General features: G+C 67.2%; 18 protein-coding genes and 2 tRNA genes. 6 read left to right on the forward strand and 14 right to left on the reverse strand.

Annotated features, from left to right (window positions below; genetic code table 11):
- Position 1: 1 nt before the first annotated feature.
- Both JT689_RS07935 and JT689_RS07940 read right to left on the reverse strand, forming a co-directional pair.
- On the reverse strand, positions 2 to 292 hold the full coding sequence (locus JT689_RS07935; RefSeq protein WP_205250894.1) for an energy-coupling factor ABC transporter substrate-binding protein: 291 nt from the start codon (positions 290 to 292) through the stop codon (positions 2 to 4).
- Positions 289 to 951: an energy-coupling factor ABC transporter permease gene (locus tag JT689_RS07940; protein ID WP_205250895.1), complete on the reverse strand. Its 663-nt coding sequence runs from the start codon at positions 949 to 951 to the stop codon at positions 289 to 291. The genes JT689_RS07935 and JT689_RS07940 overlap by 4 nt, the downstream gene beginning before the upstream one ends.
- Before the next feature lie 385 nt (positions 952 to 1,336).
- Between JT689_RS07940 and JT689_RS07945 the strand changes: the two genes are divergently transcribed.
- A complete protein-coding gene (locus tag JT689_RS07945; RefSeq protein ID WP_229373350.1) occupies positions 1,337 to 2,038 on the forward strand; it encodes a plastocyanin/azurin family copper-binding protein in 702 nt (233 codons plus the stop codon).
- Positions 2,039 to 2,105: 67 nt separating this feature from the next.
- Here JT689_RS07945 and JT689_RS07950 read toward each other — a convergent pair.
- A tRNA-Met gene (locus tag JT689_RS07950) sits at positions 2,106 to 2,263 on the reverse strand.
- A gap of 92 nt (positions 2,264 to 2,355) precedes the next feature.
- Here JT689_RS07950 and JT689_RS07955 point away from each other — a divergent pair.
- Entirely contained in the window at positions 2,356 to 3,486 is a 1,131-nt protein-coding gene (locus JT689_RS07955) for a hypothetical protein (protein WP_205250896.1), read from the forward strand.
- Here JT689_RS07955 and JT689_RS07960 read toward each other — a convergent pair.
- Entirely contained in the window at positions 3,470 to 3,850 is a 381-nt protein-coding gene (locus JT689_RS07960; protein WP_010903194.1) for a DUF5830 family protein, read from the reverse strand. The two genes, JT689_RS07955 and JT689_RS07960, sit on opposite strands and share 17 nt — an antisense overlap.
- Before the next feature lie 95 nt (positions 3,851 to 3,945).
- Between JT689_RS07960 and JT689_RS07965 the strand changes: the two genes are divergently transcribed.
- Entirely contained in the window at positions 3,946 to 4,572 is a 627-nt protein-coding gene (locus JT689_RS07965; RefSeq protein ID WP_205250897.1) for a VTT domain-containing protein, read from the forward strand.
- On the opposite strand, the gene JT689_RS12435 is transcribed toward JT689_RS07965, so the two are convergent.
- Both JT689_RS12435 and JT689_RS07970 read right to left on the reverse strand, forming a co-directional pair.
- Positions 4,569 to 4,691: an HVO_2523 family zinc finger protein gene (locus tag JT689_RS12435; protein WP_010903196.1), complete on the reverse strand. Its 123-nt coding sequence runs from the start codon at positions 4,689 to 4,691 to the stop codon at positions 4,569 to 4,571. The two genes, JT689_RS07965 and JT689_RS12435, sit on opposite strands and share 4 nt — an antisense overlap.
- Before the next feature lie 63 nt (positions 4,692 to 4,754).
- Positions 4,755 to 7,910: an adenosylcobalamin-dependent ribonucleoside-diphosphate reductase gene (locus JT689_RS07970; protein WP_205250898.1), complete on the reverse strand. Its 3,156-nt coding sequence runs from the start codon at positions 7,908 to 7,910 to the stop codon at positions 4,755 to 4,757.
- A gap of 333 nt (positions 7,911 to 8,243) precedes the next feature.
- Between JT689_RS07970 and JT689_RS07975 the strand changes: the two genes are divergently transcribed.
- Complete coding sequence (locus tag JT689_RS07975) at positions 8,244 to 8,429, forward strand: hypothetical protein (protein WP_010903198.1); 186 nt, start codon at positions 8,244 to 8,246, stop codon at positions 8,427 to 8,429.
- Between the two features lie 5 nt (positions 8,430 to 8,434).
- Here the strand turns inward: JT689_RS07975 and trpG are convergent, their stop codons facing one another.
- Genes trpG through trpD form a run of 4 tightly spaced genes read right to left on the reverse strand, consistent with a single transcriptional unit; the run spans position 8,435 to position 12,265 of the window.
- Positions 8,435 to 9,031: an anthranilate synthase component II gene (gene trpG, locus JT689_RS07980; protein ID WP_205250899.1), complete on the reverse strand. Its 597-nt coding sequence runs from the start codon at positions 9,029 to 9,031 to the stop codon at positions 8,435 to 8,437.
- Positions 9,028 to 10,605 (reverse strand): anthranilate synthase component I, encoded by a 1,578-nt coding sequence (gene trpE, locus JT689_RS07985; protein ID WP_205250900.1) that lies wholly within the window; start codon positions 10,603 to 10,605, stop codon positions 9,028 to 9,030. Before trpE ends, trpG begins: the two co-directional genes overlap by 4 nt.
- Positions 10,602 to 11,258 carry a phosphoribosylanthranilate isomerase gene (locus JT689_RS07990; protein WP_205250901.1) on the reverse strand — a complete coding sequence of 219 codons (657 nt, stop codon included), beginning with the start codon at positions 11,256 to 11,258 and terminating at the stop codon, positions 10,602 to 10,604. Before JT689_RS07990 ends, trpE begins: the two co-directional genes overlap by 4 nt.
- On the reverse strand, positions 11,255 to 12,265 hold the full coding sequence (gene trpD / locus JT689_RS07995; RefSeq protein ID WP_205250902.1) for an anthranilate phosphoribosyltransferase: 1,011 nt from the start codon (positions 12,263 to 12,265) through the stop codon (positions 11,255 to 11,257). Before trpD ends, JT689_RS07990 begins: the two co-directional genes overlap by 4 nt.
- Positions 12,266 to 12,458: 193 nt before the next feature.
- Here trpD and JT689_RS08000 point away from each other — a divergent pair.
- A tRNA-Val gene (locus JT689_RS08000) sits at positions 12,459 to 12,533 on the forward strand.
- Between the two features lie 166 nt (positions 12,534 to 12,699).
- Here JT689_RS08000 and JT689_RS08005 read toward each other — a convergent pair.
- The 3 genes from JT689_RS08005 to JT689_RS08015 all read right to left on the reverse strand — a co-directional run bounded on the left by JT689_RS08005 (position 12,700) and on the right by JT689_RS08015 (position 14,577).
- Positions 12,700 to 13,158, reverse strand: a complete 459-nt coding sequence (locus JT689_RS08005; RefSeq protein ID WP_205250903.1) for a hypothetical protein — start codon at positions 13,156 to 13,158, stop codon at positions 12,700 to 12,702.
- A gap of 64 nt (positions 13,159 to 13,222) precedes the next feature.
- Positions 13,223 to 13,579 (reverse strand): hypothetical protein, encoded by a 357-nt coding sequence (locus JT689_RS08010; RefSeq protein WP_205250904.1) that lies wholly within the window; start codon positions 13,577 to 13,579, stop codon positions 13,223 to 13,225.
- Positions 13,576 to 14,577 (reverse strand): PGF-CTERM sorting domain-containing protein, encoded by a 1,002-nt coding sequence (locus tag JT689_RS08015; protein WP_010903207.1) that lies wholly within the window; start codon positions 14,575 to 14,577, stop codon positions 13,576 to 13,578. The genes JT689_RS08010 and JT689_RS08015 overlap by 4 nt, the downstream gene beginning before the upstream one ends.
- A gap of 129 nt (positions 14,578 to 14,706) precedes the next feature.
- Between JT689_RS08015 and JT689_RS08020 the strand changes: the two genes are divergently transcribed.
- Positions 14,707 to 15,150: a hypothetical protein gene (locus JT689_RS08020; RefSeq protein ID WP_205250905.1), complete on the forward strand. Its 444-nt coding sequence runs from the start codon at positions 14,707 to 14,709 to the stop codon at positions 15,148 to 15,150.
- 1 nt (position 15,151) lies between these two features.
- Here the strand turns inward: JT689_RS08020 and JT689_RS08025 are convergent, their stop codons facing one another.
- Complete coding sequence (locus JT689_RS08025) at positions 15,152 to 15,583, reverse strand: universal stress protein (protein WP_205250906.1); 432 nt, start codon at positions 15,581 to 15,583, stop codon at positions 15,152 to 15,154.
- Positions 15,584 to 15,624: the final 41 nt, after the last annotated feature.

Raw genomic sequence — 15,624 nt, forward strand, 5'->3', positions numbered from 1 at the left:
GCTACGGCAGGTCGGAGCCCATGTCCTGTGACTGCCCGCGGGGCCGATCACGCCCGAGGTAGTAGCCGATGATGATGCCGCCGACGGCCGCCTGGATGCTGAACAGGAGGCTCTCGATCTCGCCGCTCGGGGGCGTCCACAGGCTCTGGAACCACGGCTCGTAGGACGGATTGATCGTCGTGATGGTGTCGTTGGCGACCCCATCAGTACCACCCCACGCGCCGGCGCTCACGAACGAGAACACGACGAGCGCGCCCAACAGGATGCCACCGGCGGCGAGCCAGCGGTTCATGCTGTCACCCCCAGTCGCGTCGTGATGGACTGGCGCGACATGGCGATGTAGCCGATGAGGCCGGCGGCGAACGCGCCTTCAACGATGCCGATGGGGATCTGCGTGATCGAGAACACGCTGGCGAACCTGACGACGGAGTCGACAACGCCGGCGACCCCGGGCCCGGACGGGAACGCGACGCCGAGTTGGATGGAGGTCACGAGATACGTCGTCCAGTCGGCGATGACCGCGGCCGCAAACGTTGCTTTCTGGAGGTCGAGATAGGGGTTCAGCGCGCGGAAGACGACCCAGCCGGCCACCGGGCCGACGACGCCCATCGAGACGACGTTCGCACCGAGCGTCGTGAGTCCGCCGTGACCCAACAGGAGGGCTTGGTAGAGCAACACGATCGCAGAGAGAAACGCCGTGACTGCGGGCCCGAACAGCACGACCGCGATGCCGGTCCCGGTGGGGTGTGATGTGCTGCCCATGACCGACGGGATCTTGAGGGCGGACAGCACGAAGATGAACGCGGCGGCGACGGCGATGTGTGATTTGTTTAGTTCGTCGTTGCGTGCGAGGCGTGCGGTTTTCAGCGCGCCGTAGCTGATGACGGGGATGGCGACGACGAACCACACGAGCGCCCAGATTCCGGGGAGGAACCCTTCCGTGATGTGCATGTGTAGTGGTGAGTGGTTCGGCCCGACGCAAAACAATTATGGATTAGATAGAACAACTGAATTTGTATTCCAGTGGGTCCGTTCGGACCACGTCGCGCAGTACAAACACGGGGTCCTATGATGACGTGCCGACGGCAAACCCACGCGTTTCCCACTCGTGCATATAATCACTGTGGCCGATTATGGGCGAGTGGCAACAGCCCAGGCGTGTTTCAACACTCACCCAGGTATGAGTGCTATGGGCCGCGCTCCAGACCGACGCACGTTCCTCCGTAGCGCCGTCGCCGGTGGGTTGGCCGCTATCGCTGGGTGTGCTGATCGGACCACCACAGGGACGACTAACCAACAGCCAACGACAACCCACACCGAAACGCAGCCCTCGGAGATGAGTCTGCACGAATGGGTGGCGAGCGCGAACACGCCGGAGAGCTGGACCGACCACCGCAGCGACGCCACAGTATCAATCGCAGTCAGTGGCCACGACCTCCCGTACGCGTTCCAGCCCGCGCTCACGCGTGTTGCACCTGGAACAACTGTTACGTGGGAATGGACCGGCTACGGCGGCGCCCACAACGTCATTGCTGTTGACAGTGCCTTCGATAGCGGGGACTCCACCGCCACCGAGGACCACACATTCACACACACGTTCACGGAGATAGGTACACACAGGTACGTCTCGGAGCCGGATCGTGAGTCCGGCATGAAAGGCATCATCGCCGTCGAAGAATATCCGACCAGTGGCTACCCGGACGTCGACCGCTGGCTTTCCTCGGTCCACGATTATGACGGAACGGTTGTCACCGACACCACGACAGTAACAGTGGGCGACACCAGCTCGGGCAGTACTCAGTTCGACCCGCTTGTGCTGAAAGTACCCGAGGGAACGACTGTCCAATGGAAGTGGGCGGGCGAGGAAAGCGACGGCGCCCACACCGTTGCGTTCAAATCCGCGGCCATCGGGATTCGGGAGCTCCGATCTGAGCCCGGCGTTCACGTCACGCACACGTTCAACTCGACGGGTACGTATCGGTACTTCTGCTCGCCGCACTCGGAGCTCAGCGGCAGGGGGGCGGTCATCGTCGCGTGACGGCTGGCGGCGATCTTCGAAATCAAACAGACGATGTTGCGACTACCAGGTTGCTGTATCGCAGGAGTGCCCGGGGAGGGTTTTGAACCCTCGATCTCCGCATGTCCCAGGTTCGAGGCTCGGCGGGCCTCGCGGACATGCTGAGCATCCACGTGGCAGTGGGATGCCGCACCGAAGCTCGATACCCTATGAGTGCGGCGCTATGACCAGCTAAGCCACCCGGGCTCGTCTTGCCGTATGGTGGTCCCGTTCTTTAACGTTCTCATCTACGTCGACCACCCGCCGGGTTTAAGCCGAGCCGGTGGCTTCTGGCCTACATGGACGTACCTTCGCTCGTGCAGTCCTCACTCGGCGATGAGGACGTTGCAGCACACGTCTCGCTGAAGGGGGAAGACGCGCTGTTCGTGACGCCCACGCGCAGCCTGCTGTACACCGACGATGGGTTGCTGAGCGACGAGTCGGTCTCGGAGTATCCCCACGACGCCGAAGCGATCCGGGTCAGCGACGGCCGCCGCAAAGCAACCATCAGCCTCGACTACGGGCTGGACGGCGATGACTCCTTTTCAGTGCCGTCGGGCAGCCTCGACGACGTGTTGCATCCGATCCTCGCGGGCGTGCTGAACGCCGCCGACGTCACCGAAGCCGGGGAGACGGTGCGGCGGTCGTACCGGTTCAGCGAACTCACGCTCGTCGTCACCAGCAACCGCGTCGTCAAACACGTCGGGTCCGCCGTCTGGGGGCTCGACTTCGAGGAGATCGTCTTCGAGACGGTGACCGGGCTGTCGACCGAAGACGGCAACGTTTCGAGCCAGCTCGTCCTCGAAACGACCCAGCGAACGGAGCGCATCAAGGCACCCAACGACAAGTTCCGCGCCGTCCGTGAGGCCGTCGAGGACGCAGTGTTCGCGTACCACGACGTGACCAGCGCGGCCGAGTTGGCCGCCGCCAACAGCCCCGAGCAGACCGACAGCAGCGGCGGAGAGGTGTCCTTCGGGAGTGGCGTGGACCCCATCGACACCAGCACCGTCGGCGAGGACGACGCCCCCGCGGCGGGCGCGAACGCAGCCCAGCAGGCCGGCGCTGCGGGCGCGATGGAACGCGCGGGCGGGACTGACGGCACGGAACCCGCCGGCAACCGCAACACCCGCGGGGCGAAACGCGGCGTTCAGGCCACCGCCGACGACGCGGAGTTCGAATCCAGCGGGTTCCAGACGGCGGCCGCGAACGTCGAACCAGCGGTTGATCCGGACGAACTCGCGGCCGAACTCGCGGACATGACCGCGGTCGTCGACGAGTTCGCGGACACCATCGACAAGCAGCACGCGGTCATCGATGACTTCGCGGACACCATCGACCAACAGCGCGCGGTCATCGACGCCCAACAAGCAGTCTTAGACGAGCAACGCGAACGCCTCGACGACCTCCAGGCGCTCATTCCCGACCAGTAACGATCCGGATACACGACGACCCGAACGGCCCGACTTCTCCCGCATCGAACTGGATGAAGTGTCCGGTCGACAGCGAGCACCCACAGCGCCGACACGAGAACGCCCCGTCTTTCCGGATCACGTCCGCGTCGAAGTCGACGTGTCCGCCACCCTGGGGGTAGATCCGCCCGGCGTCGCGTTCGATGAGCCCGCGCTGCTCGGCCGCGTCGAGGATCGCCCGCGTGGTCCGTGGATTGGTGGTGACGGCTTCGATGCGGTCGACGGCGTCCGCCACGGACAGCGACTCGAATTCGAGGGCTGCGAGCAGTTCCACACCGACCTCAACCCGGTCGGTGTCCCCGTCTGATCCGCTGTGCCCGGGCATACCACCCACTCCGGGGACGGCGCACTTCAGGGTTGCCCGCTGGGGTGACACGGCAAGCCGGGCGCTTTTGTGTCCGTCACGGCTACCGCCTGGCGATGCGACGGTACGCAGCGTGGCTCGCGGTTGGCGGTGGTCTCGCGGCGGCTGCGGTGGTCGTCCGGCCGACGCGGGTGCTCGGTGCACTCCGACACGCGGCCGTCAGCCCCTGGTTTCCGGCTGTGTTGGTCGCGCTGTATGCGGTCCGGCCGTTCCTGGCGTGGCCGATCAGCGCGCTGTCCCTGCTCGTCGGGTTCAAATACGGACTGGTCGTGGGAGTTCCGATCGCCCTGGCGGGTGCCGTCGCGACCAGCCTGCCGCCGTACCTGATCGGACGGGGTGCGCCCAGGGACGGGCGCGTGTTCGGCCGCCTCTCGGCGGGCAGCCGGCGGTATTTCGACGCCGCCGGCGGGCTGCGCGGGCTCGTCGCGGCCCGCATCGCACCGACGCCCGCGGAGCCGGTGTCGGCCGCTGCGGGCGCGGGCGGCGTCACCCCTCGCGTGTTCGGGATCGGGACGCTGGTCGGGGAGTTGCCGTGGGTTGTCGGGGCGGTTGCGGTCGGCAACACGTTCGACGCGTTCGATCCGCTCGGCGCGTCGGTGACGCCGGCGTACGCGATCGCGGGCGGCGCGGTGGCGGCGGCGCTCCTCGCGCCGATCGCGTACCGGCGGCTCCGCCGGGCTTAGGACAGCCAGAACGTGTCCGCGCAGTCATAGACGACGCCGTGCTGTGGGCAGACGTACTTGCAGTGGCGCTTGAACAGGGCGGCGCTGCACCGCGGACACCCCGGGGCCTCGGTCGGCATACACGATCGCTACGCCGCGGCGAACAAAAGCGTGTTCGTCACACGCGGGCGGCTACTGCTGTGTCAGCACTCGCTCCAGCCACACGATTCACACGTCTTGCAGCCCTCGCTGTAGTACAGCGTCATCGCCCCGCACTCGGGGCACTCCGGGCTCTCGCCGGCGTCGATCAGCGACTGGGTCGCGTCCTGGGACTGCTGCTGTGCGTCGGCGCTCTCGCCGGCACCGGTCGGTCCCTGAGGACCGCCCAGCGACTCGGCAGCGCCGCCGTCGGTCTCGTGGTGGGCGGCGTCGTCGGCGTCGATCTCGGTGAGGTGTTGTTGCTGGGGGTAGGCCGCACGGTCGACGTCGCCGTTGAGGTACCGCCGCAGCGCCGTCCCGAAGGCGTCGGGGATGGAGTTGACCTGTTCGCCCTTGTCCCAGGCCACTTTCGGCGACCGGATCCCTTGGAGTTTGTCCGCGATCTCGTCGGGGTCGACGCCGGATCGTAGCGCCACCGAAATGGTCTTCGCCAGCGCCTCGGTGAACGAGCCGGTGAAGCCGCCGGAGTTGCCCGTGTTCGCGAACAGCTCGAAGGGGCGCTCGCGCTCGGGGTTCTCGTTGATGGTGACGTAGAGCTTCCCGTACCCGGTGTCGACGCGCTGCGTGACGCCGTGCAGGAGGTCCGGCCGGGGCTGCTTCTCGGCGAAGTCCTCCTCGTCGAAGGCGGCGTCGTCGCCGGTCGCGAACAGCTCGCGGAGGTCCGCGCCGAACGCGTCCTGGATGTCGTCGTTCTCCAGGAAGCCCTCGATGCCGCCGAACGTCTCCTGGATGGTGTCGACCATCGCGGCGGCGGCCTCCTCTTCGTCCAGCCCGGAGAACTCGGTGTTGTCCGCGCGCGTCGTCAACACCTGCTTGCTGCGGGTGCCGTCGCGGTAGACGGTGACGCCTTTCCCGCCGTTGTCGTAGATGTAGCGGTACACCTCGTCCATGTCCTCGACGGAGGCGTCGTTCGGGAAGTTACACGTCTTCGAGATGGCCGAGTCGACGCCGTTCTGGCAGGCGGTCTGGACGGCCGCGTGGTCCTTCCCGGAGAGGTCGCTGGTGACCACGAACAGCTCACCGATGGCGTCGGGCACCGTCGTCAGCCCGTCGACGCCGTCGAAGTCGTTGTTCGCCATCTGCGTTTGGGCCTCCTCTTTGACGGCCTGTACGTCGATGTCGTTGTCCTCCAGGGTGCGCAGGAAGTAGTCGTCGAACTCCACGAGCATCTCGTCGCCCTGCACGTCGTCGCTGACGTTCTTGTAGTAGGCGACGTTGTAGATGGGCTCACAGCCACCGGTAGTGTTGCCCACCATCGAGGTGGTGCCGGTGGGCGCGATGGTCGTCGTGTTGTGGTTGCGGATCGGGTAGCCGTCCGCCCAGTCGGCGGCGTCCTCGCCGGTGTGGTGTTCGAACCAGTCGGCGTACTCCGTGGGGGCCGCGAACTTGGAGTTGTCCCACTCGTCGAAGCTCCCGCGCTCCAAGGCGAGCTCGTGGCTCGCGGTCTTGGAGTCGTGGTTGATCGTCTGCATCAGCTGGCTGGCGATCTCGTTGCCCTCCTCGCTGCCGTACTTCACGCCGAGTTGGATGTACAGCTGGGCCAGCCCCATGACACCCAGGCCGATCTTCCGCATCTCCGAGACCTTCTGCTCGATCTCCGGGACGGGGAAGTCGGACATCGTGACGACGTTCTCCAGGAACCGCGTGCCCATCTCGATGCGGCGCTGGAAGGCGTCGGTGTCCATGGCCTCGTCGAGGAACCGACTGACGCCCGCTTCGAGCGTGTCGAAGTCGTGGGTCTGGCTCCAGACCCGCCAGTCGGGGGCGTCCTGGGCGGCGAGCGTCGAGAGGTTGATGTGCCCGAGGTTGCAGGCCTCGTACTCTTCGAGGGGCTGCTCGCCGCAGGGGTTGGTCGCGAGGATGCGGTGGTCGGGATGCTCCTCGACGTCGAAGGAGTGCTCGTCGTTGACGCGTTCGAGGTAGATCACGCCGGGTTCGCCGTTCTCGTGGGCACCCTCGACGATGCGGCTCCAGAGCTCCTCGGCGGGCAGCGTGAGTTCCTCGCCGGGCGTGACGTAGTGGCCAAGCCCGTACCGGGAGTACATCTCCTTGGTCTCCTCGGTGGCGATGTGGGCCTCGCCCGTGCGCGGGTTCGTGAACGTGTACTCCTCGCCGGCCTCAAGCGCCTCCATGAAGCCGTCGGTGACGCCCACCGAGATGTTGAAATTCGAGAGGTGGCCCTCGACGGCGTTCCGGAGGTGTTCGGGGACGCGGCCGTCCTCGTCGATGAGGTCGCGGGCCTCTTCGAGGGCCTCCGAGAACTCGGTGTACGTGTAGTCGTCGGGGTCGTTGAGCTTCAGCGTCTGGGCCAGCGAGACGTCCTTGTTCTTGGCGTGGATGAACTCCACGACGTCGGGGTGGCTGACGCGCATGACGGCCATCTGTGCGCCCCGCCGCGCGCCGCCCTGCGCGATGGTTTCGCACATCTGGTCGAACGTCTCCATGAACGTCAGGGGCCCCGAGGCGATGCCGCCGGTGGAGCCGACGGTGTCGCCGTACGGCCGGAGCTGCCAGAACGCGTACCCCATGCCGCCGCCGGACTGGAAGACCTCGGCGGCCTCCTTGGCGGTCTGGTGGATGTCCGTGATGTCGTCGTCCGGCGAGTCGACGAAACACGCCGACAGCTGCTGGAGCTCGTCGCCGGCGTTCATCAGCGTCGGCGAGTTCGGCATGAACGACAGCGACGCCATCAGATCCTGGAACTCCGCGGCGACGCCCTCAACGTGCTCGCGCACCTCGGGATCGTCGAGTTCCGGAACGACCGTGTCGTAGGCGAACTTGTTGATGTTGCTGTCGGTGAGCTCGACGGTCGCCGTCTCGCTGTCGGGATCGACGTCGGACCCGAACACCTCGGCGGCGAGTTCATCGCGGCGTGGGTGGTCGGGTTTGAGCTGGCTGGGCGTGGCCGTGACTGGCTCGTCTGACTCGAAGACGACCTCCGCGAGCGCGATGTTCTTCGCGACGCGCTCGAAGAGGTCCTCCTGGGATTCGACGTGCTCGCCGTCGGTGTCTTTCCGGAGATACCGCGCCGGGAGAATGTTGTGGTAGGCGTTCGCAGTGAGGCGGTCTTCGAGGCTGTCACCGGTGACACGCTTGACCGGCAGGGTGAGATCGTCCGCGGAGAGGTCCTCGGAGCTCATTGGCTATCACGCTGAACAACAGTCGGTGTTGTAGTGGATTCGGAATTCATGTATGACTGATCGTCGGGTTCGGGAACGACACACTGGTAGCCGGCACAGGGGGTTAGTAGTTGTGTTCTTTCGGCACCCCTGGCCGGGCCGCGTGCGCCACCCACTGCGGCGTGTCTCTGGCGTACGACGGGGCGGCCTATGAACCCTCCCCAACCGGAGTGAAAGTGGTCGGTGTGTGCACCCACGAATCGGGTGACGGGACCACCCTTTCAGTTTCAACATCCACTCGAACGAAAGGGGTGTTCCCACAGACTTACGCCGACCCAGGTCGTGGCCCCCGGTATGTCCACTCCACTGTTGGCGCTGGCCGGGGTCACGAACTCACCCCTGGGGACGGCGCTGCTGGCGTTGGGTGCGATGGCTGCCCTGGTGTTCATCGGACGGCTGCTGTTGAGTATCGCGTGGAAGCTGGTCGCCGCGGCGACAGTCGTCGTCGCCGGGCTCTGGGTGGTTTCGGTCCTCCTGTAGGCGTGTCAGTGAGCCGCGGCGGCGTCCAGGAAGTTCCCGATGACGTCGTGGCCCACGCCGGTGAGCACCGACTCCGGGTGGAACTGCACGCACGCCAGGGGGTGGTCGTGGTGGCGGATCGCCATCGGTAGCGACCCATCACGGGTCGTCGCCGTCACCTCGAAGCACGGGGGGATCGACGTGCAGACCAGGGAGTGGTATCGCGCCGCGGGAAAGTCCTGCTGGATGTCCGCGAAGATCCCCGTCCCGTCGTGGGAGACGGGCGTCGTCTTGCCGTGCATCGGCTCGGCGGCGCGCCCGACGGTGCCGCCGTATTCGTGGACGGCGGCCTCCATGCCGAGACAGACGCCGAGCGTCGGCACGCGCGGGCTGACCGCGCGCAACACGTCGGTCGTCACGCCCACGTCGCGGGGCGTATCGGGGTGGCCCGGGCCGGGGCTGATGACGACAGCGTCGGGGTCGGCGGCCCGCACGGCGGCCAGCGACGCGGTGTTTTTCAGGACCGTCACGTCGGGGGCGTGGTCGTCGCGGGGCTGCGCGGAGAGGTACTCCACGAGGTTGTACGTGAACGAGTCGTAGTTGTCCACGACCACGACGTTCATCGGTGCACCGCCTCCCCGTCGTCGGTCGTTCGGAGTCGGTCCACGGCCGCGAGCACGCCGTCCATTTTCGCCGCCGTCTCCTCGTACTCGGCGTCCGGGTCGCTGTCGGCGACGACGCCCGCACCGGCCCGGACGGTGAGCGTGTCCTCGTCGCCGGTGTGGGTGATCGTCCCGGATCGGATGGTGATCGCGAGCTCCGCGTCACCGGTCCAGGAGAAATACCCCACGCCGCCGCCGTAGATGCCCCGCGGTGTGGCTTCGATGGCGTCGATGTGCTCCATGGCGCGGACCTTCGGCGCGCCCGAGAGGGTGCCCGCCGGGAACGCCGCGCGGGTCGCGTCGAAGGCGTCGGCGGCCAGCGTCCCGGTGACCGTGGATTCGATGTGCTGGACGTGGCTGTACTTCAGCACGCGCATGAACTCGGGCACCGAGACGGTGCCGGGCGCGCTCACGCGGCGCACGTCGTTGCGCGCGAGATCCACGAGCATCGTGTGTTCGGCGCGTTCCTTCTCGTCGGCGAGCATCTCCCCGGCGAGGCGGCGGTCCGCCACCGGGCTGGCGCCGCGCTGGCAGGTGCCCGCGATCGGGTTCGTGACGACGGTGTCGTCGTGGACCGCGACCAGCGTCTCCGGGCTGGCACCCACGACCGTGTGGTCCCCGTGCGCGAGCAGGAACATGTACGGCGAGGGGTTGACCGCGCGCAGCGCGTCGTAGAGCGCCCGCGGGTCGATGTCACCGTCAAGCTCGCGCGTGCGTGAAACCACCGCCTGATACACTTCGCCGTCCCGGACCGCGGTCGCGGCGGTCTCGACGGCGTCGGTGTAGGCGTCGCGGTCGCCGGCGCGCTCGGCGGTCACCTCGATGCCGGCGGTGGCGGGCGCGGTCGCGTCCCGAAGCACGGCCTGCACGCGCTTGGCTTCGGCTTCGAGGGCGTCGTAGACGTCCGTGGCGGTGTCGGCGTCGGCGACCGGCGTGCACACGAGCGAGACGGAGTCGGTGGCGCGGTCGAACACGAGCGTGCGTGTGGTCACGGCGAACTCCGCGTCCGGCAGCGGCGTCGGCGGGCGCTCGACGCCGACCTCGTCGAGCCAGAGGTCGTAGACGGCGTCGTAGGCGAGGAACCCGACCAGGCCGCCATCGAGCAGCTGGCGGTCCTCGGTGGGGATGTTGCGGCGCGGGACCGCGGGCATCACCGACCGGAGGCGGTCAAGCACATCTCCGGTGGCGTGGTCGGGGGCGTCCAGCAGGTCGGTGATGGGGTCGTCGCGCAGCCGCGTGATCGTCGTGTCGTCGGGGTCGACGGTGACGACGGCGGCGGGGTCGTAGCCCACGAACGAGTAGCGGGCGTGGCGGGTCTCTTCGGTGGTCGTGTCGGGGGTAAACGCCCCGTCGGGGTCGCTGGCGGGGGTCTTTTCCGCGCTCTCAAGCAGGAAGGCATGGTCGTCGGCGTCGGCAACGAGCGCGTCGTACGCCGTCAGCGGTGCCACGTCGACGTCGAGGTCGGCGGCGACGCGCACGATCGCGGGACCATCGTCGGCGAGTGCGGCGAACGTCTCGCGGTCGGTTTCGATCATGTGAGGGTGGGGTCGGGCGTGGCTGTGGCGCGCGCGACGAACGCCGAGACGGCCGCGTGGTCCTTCTCGCCGGGACGCGCCTCGACGCCGGAGGCGACGTCCACGGCGAACGGGTCGACGGTGTCGACCGCGTCGGCGACGTTCGCGGGGGTGAGTCCGCCGGCGAGCACGACCGGCGTGTCGACACGGTCGGCGAACGCGCGGGTTGCGGCCCAGTCGTGTGTGCGGCCGGTGCCGCCGCCGGCACCGGCGTCGTCCGTCGACGGGGAGTCGACGAGCAGCGCGTCGACGACGTCGGCATAGCGGGCGGCCGACTGGTCGCCCGCGGTGACCGCTTTGATCACCGGGCACGGCGTGTTCGCGGCGACGTACGCCGCGTCGCCGACTGGCAGATCGCCGTGCAACTGGACGGCGTCGGGCGCGACCGTCCGCACGAGGTCGACCGCGTGCTCGGGGGTGGCCGGCATCGTGACCAGGACACTGGTGACGAACGGCGGGGTGGCGGCGCGCAGCGCGGTGGCCGTCTCGACGCTGACCTCGCGGGGCGTCTCGACGGGGACGTCGGCGATGATGCCGACCGCGTCCGCGCCGGCTGCGACGGCCGCGGCGTGGTCGCGCTCGGTGGTCAGCCCGCAGACTTTCACGCGAGTCATTGCTGCACCGCGTGGGCGTCGGTGAGCGCGGCGAGCGTGTCCGCGGCGGCCCCGGAGTCGATGGCGGCGGCGGCGCGGTCGGCACCGGCCGCGAGCGAGTCAGCGCCACCCCCGACGTAGATGGCTGCGCCCGCGTTCGCCACGACGATGTCGCGTTTGGGGCCGGTGAGCTCGCCGGTGACGATGCCCCGGAGGTCGGCCGCGTTGGCCTCGGGGCCGCCGCCGGCGACGGCGTCGATCGGGGCCTCCGCGAGCCCGAACGTCGACGGCGAGACGGTGGTGGTGGTGACGGTGTCGCCGTCGACTTCCGCGACCGTGGAGTCACCGTGGAGCGCGAACTCGTCGAGGCCAGCGCCGTGAACGACGAGCGCGCGGTCGACGGCCATACGCGAGAGCGCACGCGCGAGCACGGGGACGAGGGCCGGGTCGTAGACGCCGACGACCTGGGCGTCCGCGCGGGCGGGGTTGGTGAGCGGGCCGAGGAGGTTGAAGATCGTGCGAACCCCGAGGTCACGCCGTGGGCCGATGACGGCCTCCATGCCGGGGTGGAACGCCGGTGCGTGCATGTAGCCGATGCCGTCGGTTTCGATGCGGGCTTCGACGGCGGCGGGGTCGGTGGCCAACTCGACGCCCAGGGCGTCGAGCACGTCGGAGCTGCCCGACGCCGAGGAGACGGAGTAGTTGCCGTGTTTGGCGGTCGGGATGCCCGCGCCGGCGGCGACCAGCGCGGCGGTCGTGGAGACGTTAATCGTGTCGTAGTCGTCGCCGCCAGTGCCACACGTGTCGACCAGCGGGGTGCAGTCGGGCGCGACGGTGATGGCGGCGTCGCGCATGCCTTGCGCGAAGCCGGCGATTTCGGCTTCCGTTTCGCCTTTCGCGCGCAGCGCGCCGAGCAGCGCGCCGATCTCGGCGTCGGTGGCGTCCTCGAACAGCGTCGTGACGGCGTCGCGGGCGGCGTCAAGCGAGAGGTCCTCGCCGGCCGCGACGCGCTCGATGTATCCCTGCATTGTGGTCACCAATGAACGATGTTGGGTTGTAGTGTACAAGACTGTACGCTAACTTAAGCGTGTCGTGGGGAACGGTACCGTGATCGCTCGTGGGGAGGACACCACGACGGAGCCCACGGCCGTCGTGCCTTCTGCGATTCGAAACCTTCAACTGTACCCCCGGGCTACGAAGGAATGCAGCGAGATGGCGCGAGGGTTGGTGGTCTAGTCAGGCTATGACACCTCCTTGACATGGAGGAGGTCGGCGGTTCAAATCCGCCCCAACCCACTCACGCCGCATTCGTTTCTCACGAAGCTCCCTCCGGATCCACATACGCTCGCTGCCTACGAATCCTGGATCGGAACACGAACAAACAGGGTCGGATGTGTCCGTTCCTGCACCGGCGATCAAGGCACCGAGACAACCAGTATGGGTCCCGACCGCTCCGCAATCACTAACCGATCAGTGACGCCATGATGAATGTCAGGAACATAACAGCGAGTACTATCAGCGTTGATTTGAGCGCTTCTTTCCCGGGTAGTTCGCTACGTGTCTGAACTTCGTTTGTAGACGACAAGGCCTTCGCTCCAGCGAGTGCAGCCAGGCCCTCGTCCGCATCGTACTTCCGGAGGTTGTTGATGTTCCCGATCAGCCTCCGCTTGTATTTCTGAGGGGTCGCAGTTACGTTGATCGCGACCTCCTTTTCAGCGGTTATTTCGATTGGAGTTCGAGTTACGCTGTCCGAGTCTTCCGAGAGATCAACGATGACCGTCTCCCCGTAGCTCAAAGCTCGCCATCCTGTTTTCCCGACTACTTGGTCATCGCCTTCAAAGTATTTCTCGATGCCATCCGTCTCTTCGAAAGCTGCCTTGATTACAGTTCGTGCGTCCGCTTCCGTGTGTTCAAGTACCATTCGCGTCATGTTCCCACCGTATCAGACTGCCGTCGCAATTGAGGGTGACTGTCGTCTGCCGGCGCTATCGGTGTTCTCGACTGTCGTTGCCGTCACCGGTTAGCTTCCGCACGACGAGCGAGATGCCGATCCCGGTGGCGAGAAGGATAACGAGGTTGAACGCAGCACGGAACAGCGCGCGGTACTCGCGGCCGACCCACTCGTTGATGACGGCGGTGGTGCTGGTGTAGAACTGGAAGAGCGCGACGATGGCGACGAACCCGAGCACCGCGAGCGCGCCCCGGAGGATGAGGCGACGAACGTCGCTCGTGTCGTCGCGCGCTCGGGTGTGGCGGCCACTCCCGGTGGCGTCGCTGGTGTTGGTGGTCGTGGTGTTCCCGTCGGTGTCGGTGGGCTGCTGGGCGTGGTCTGTGTCACTCATGCTGACTGCCTCCGTGCGGCGGCGATGGTGGTTGCGACGACGGCGATGAGGGCGACAGCCGGGCCGAACCCGGGGATGCCGCCGCCGGCTGACTGCTCGGGGTCGGTTCCGGAGTCCGGTTGTGTGTTGTCGGTTGTCTCGAAGTCTTCGACCTGCAGGCCGGTGTCTCGGACCGTCGTGTTCGCCTCGATTCGCTCTTGCGGGTCGAGATTGGCGGCGCTGCGCGCAGTGCCGACGATGACGCCGTCCTGCCGGAGGACCGCGTCGAGATAGTAGTTGTACGCCGATGGCACGTCGACCGTCGCGTTGGGCGTCACCGTCGCTCCGGGGGCGACATCGTCGACCGGAATGGTCGTTCGTGCGGCGACCACGTTCGAGTCGGCCTGCCGAACGACCAGTTCCACGGAGACGTCCTCCGAGGGCGCCGCACCATGGTTCGTGAGATACGTCGACACGTCCAGGGCCGTGGTGTCACCGTCGACACTGGCGACGGAGTACTGGACGGCGGGGAGGTCGGCACCGAACCGGTGGAAGGTCATGTGGCCACCGGACTGCACGCTGCCGACGCCGCGGACGGACTTGGAGACCGTGGCGACGCGCTGGCTGTCGGCGCGGAGCACAGTCTCGATCCGGTAGCCGCCGTCACGGGCAACCGGGATGTCGACCGTGACCGGGACTTCACGGTCGCCAGTAATGGTGTCGATGGCGGTGCTGCGGGTGGCCTCGACCAGTCCGGACTCCAAGCCCACCGCACGCACCGTGACGGTGACGTTCTCCGAGTCGCCGCCCCGGTGGCTGAGGTATGCGGTGGTCGAGAGGTCGACGGTTCCCGACGACGTGCCGTTGGCCGCGATCGTCGTTTCTTCGACATCGACGCGGCCGGGGTGGACGTCGTCGCGGTCAGCGTCGGCGACGACGCCGGGTATCACGACAGCTGTGACTGCTGACGCCAGCACGACGACGGCGATGCCGACGGCGAGCAGCCGTTCGCGGTCCATAGTTTCCTGTGCCGAGATAATAGTCAAGTATCTTGTGGTTCCGCAGGGGAAATAGATTGCTTCGGGCCGGGGCCATCGGGCGGTGTCCGCACGGGTAGACAGAAGACCCCTGCGTTCGTACTGCCTGGTATGTACACGGGGAAGACGGAGCAGCCGTGCTGTCTCTGCGACGACCCGGACACCGTCACCCGCATCGATCTCCCGCCGGCTGCTGTGCCCGAGATGGCGAACAGCGGCCCCATCGCGTGGCAGGACATCGAGGGGTCGGTCTCGATCCACTTCTGTGACAGCGATTGGGGGGTCGTGCGCGACCTCGTGCTCGACATGGGCCAGAACCCCCTCGGGAAGTGCAACGTGGCGCGGGCGTCGTTCGTCCTGCGGGAGGATTTCGAGGCGCTGTTGAACGACGTTCGCGACGAGCCCGATCACAGCGGCGTCGAGGCGGAGCTGCTGGCCGACAGCGAGCGTGTGCGTGCGGCGGCCGAGGAGGCGACCGATAGCGAGCGCGTGCAGGCGGCGCTCGTGCAGTGGGTGTTGGACGAGCGGGCCGAACCGCAGCGGGGCGACGACTGAGTCAGACGGCTTCCCCGACGTTCACGAGTAACACCGGGACGGGGGATTCGCGGACGACGCTTTCGGAGATGCTCCCGAGGAGGTCCCGGGATTCGCCGCTCCGGCCGGCGGTCGCCATCACCGCGATGTCGATCTCCATCTCAGTGACGTACGTCAGGATCTCCGTGGCGGGGACGCCGCGAGTGACCGTGGCTTCAACGGACGTTACGCCGGCGTCCTGGGCGCGCTTGGCGATGCGATCGACGGCCTTCTGGCCGGCCTCCTGGACGCGGTGCAGCGGGTCGTCGTCGGGGGTCTCGTTCGAGCGCGTCGACTCAACGACGTAGAGGGTGTGGAGCGTCGCGCCGTACTGTTCTGCGATGTCGATTGCGTGCGTGACTGCTTCGTTGGTGCCCTCGGATCCGTCGGTCGGGACCAACACGCGGTCGTACATGTCGCAGGGTTGGGGGACCGTCCAGATCAGTTCGCGGTTAC

The sequence above is a fragment of the Halobacterium sp. GSL-19 genome (assembly GCF_016917855.1).
In the GTDB taxonomy this organism is placed as follows: domain Archaea; phylum Halobacteriota; class Halobacteria; order Halobacteriales; family Halobacteriaceae; genus Halobacterium; species Halobacterium salinarum.

Excerpts from the sequence above, each read along its gene's own strand:
- JT689_RS07940 (WP_205250895.1), bottom strand. The coding sequence starts at position 951 with ATGCACATCACGGAAGGGTTCCTCCCCGGAATCTGGGCGCTCGTGTGG.
- JT689_RS07965 (WP_205250897.1), top strand. The coding sequence starts at position 3,946 with ATGCGACGGTACGCAGCGTGGCTCGCGGTTGGCGGTGGTCTCGCGGCG.
- trpD (WP_205250902.1), bottom strand. The coding sequence starts at position 12,265 with ATGCAGGGATACATCGAGCGCGTCGCGGCCGGCGAGGACCTCTCGCTT.
- trpE (WP_205250900.1), bottom strand. The coding sequence starts at position 10,605 with ATGATCGAAACCGACCGCGAGACGTTCGCCGCACTCGCCGACGATGGT.
- JT689_RS07975 (WP_010903198.1), top strand. The coding sequence starts at position 8,244 with ATGTCCACTCCACTGTTGGCGCTGGCCGGGGTCACGAACTCACCCCTG.
- trpG (WP_205250899.1), bottom strand. The coding sequence starts at position 9,031 with ATGAACGTCGTGGTCGTGGACAACTACGACTCGTTCACGTACAACCTC.
- JT689_RS12435 (WP_010903196.1), bottom strand. The coding sequence starts at position 4,691 with ATGCCGACCGAGGCCCCGGGGTGTCCGCGGTGCAGCGCCGCCCTGTTC.
- JT689_RS07935 (WP_205250894.1), bottom strand. The coding sequence starts at position 292 with ATGAACCGCTGGCTCGCCGCCGGTGGCATCCTGTTGGGCGCGCTCGTC.
- JT689_RS08020 (WP_205250905.1), top strand. The coding sequence starts at position 14,707 with ATGTACACGGGGAAGACGGAGCAGCCGTGCTGTCTCTGCGACGACCCG.
- JT689_RS08010 (WP_205250904.1), bottom strand. The coding sequence starts at position 13,579 with ATGAGTGACACAGACCACGCCCAGCAGCCCACCGACACCGACGGGAAC.
- JT689_RS07945 (WP_229373350.1), top strand. The coding sequence starts at position 1,337 with ATGAGTCTGCACGAATGGGTGGCGAGCGCGAACACGCCGGAGAGCTGG.
- JT689_RS08005 (WP_205250903.1), bottom strand. The coding sequence starts at position 13,158 with ATGGTACTTGAACACACGGAAGCGGACGCACGAACTGTAATCAAGGCA.
- JT689_RS08015 (WP_010903207.1), bottom strand. The coding sequence starts at position 14,577 with ATGGACCGCGAACGGCTGCTCGCCGTCGGCATCGCCGTCGTCGTGCTG.
- JT689_RS08025 (WP_205250906.1), bottom strand. The coding sequence starts at position 15,583 with ATGTACGACCGCGTGTTGGTCCCGACCGACGGATCCGAGGGCACCAAC.
- JT689_RS07970 (WP_205250898.1), bottom strand. The coding sequence starts at position 7,910 with ATGAGCTCCGAGGACCTCTCCGCGGACGATCTCACCCTGCCGGTCAAG.
- JT689_RS07955 (WP_205250896.1), top strand. The coding sequence starts at position 2,356 with ATGGACGTACCTTCGCTCGTGCAGTCCTCACTCGGCGATGAGGACGTT.
- JT689_RS07960 (WP_010903194.1), bottom strand. The coding sequence starts at position 3,850 with ATGCCCGGGCACAGCGGATCAGACGGGGACACCGACCGGGTTGAGGTC.
- JT689_RS07990 (WP_205250901.1), bottom strand. The coding sequence starts at position 11,258 with ATGACTCGCGTGAAAGTCTGCGGGCTGACCACCGAGCGCGACCACGCC.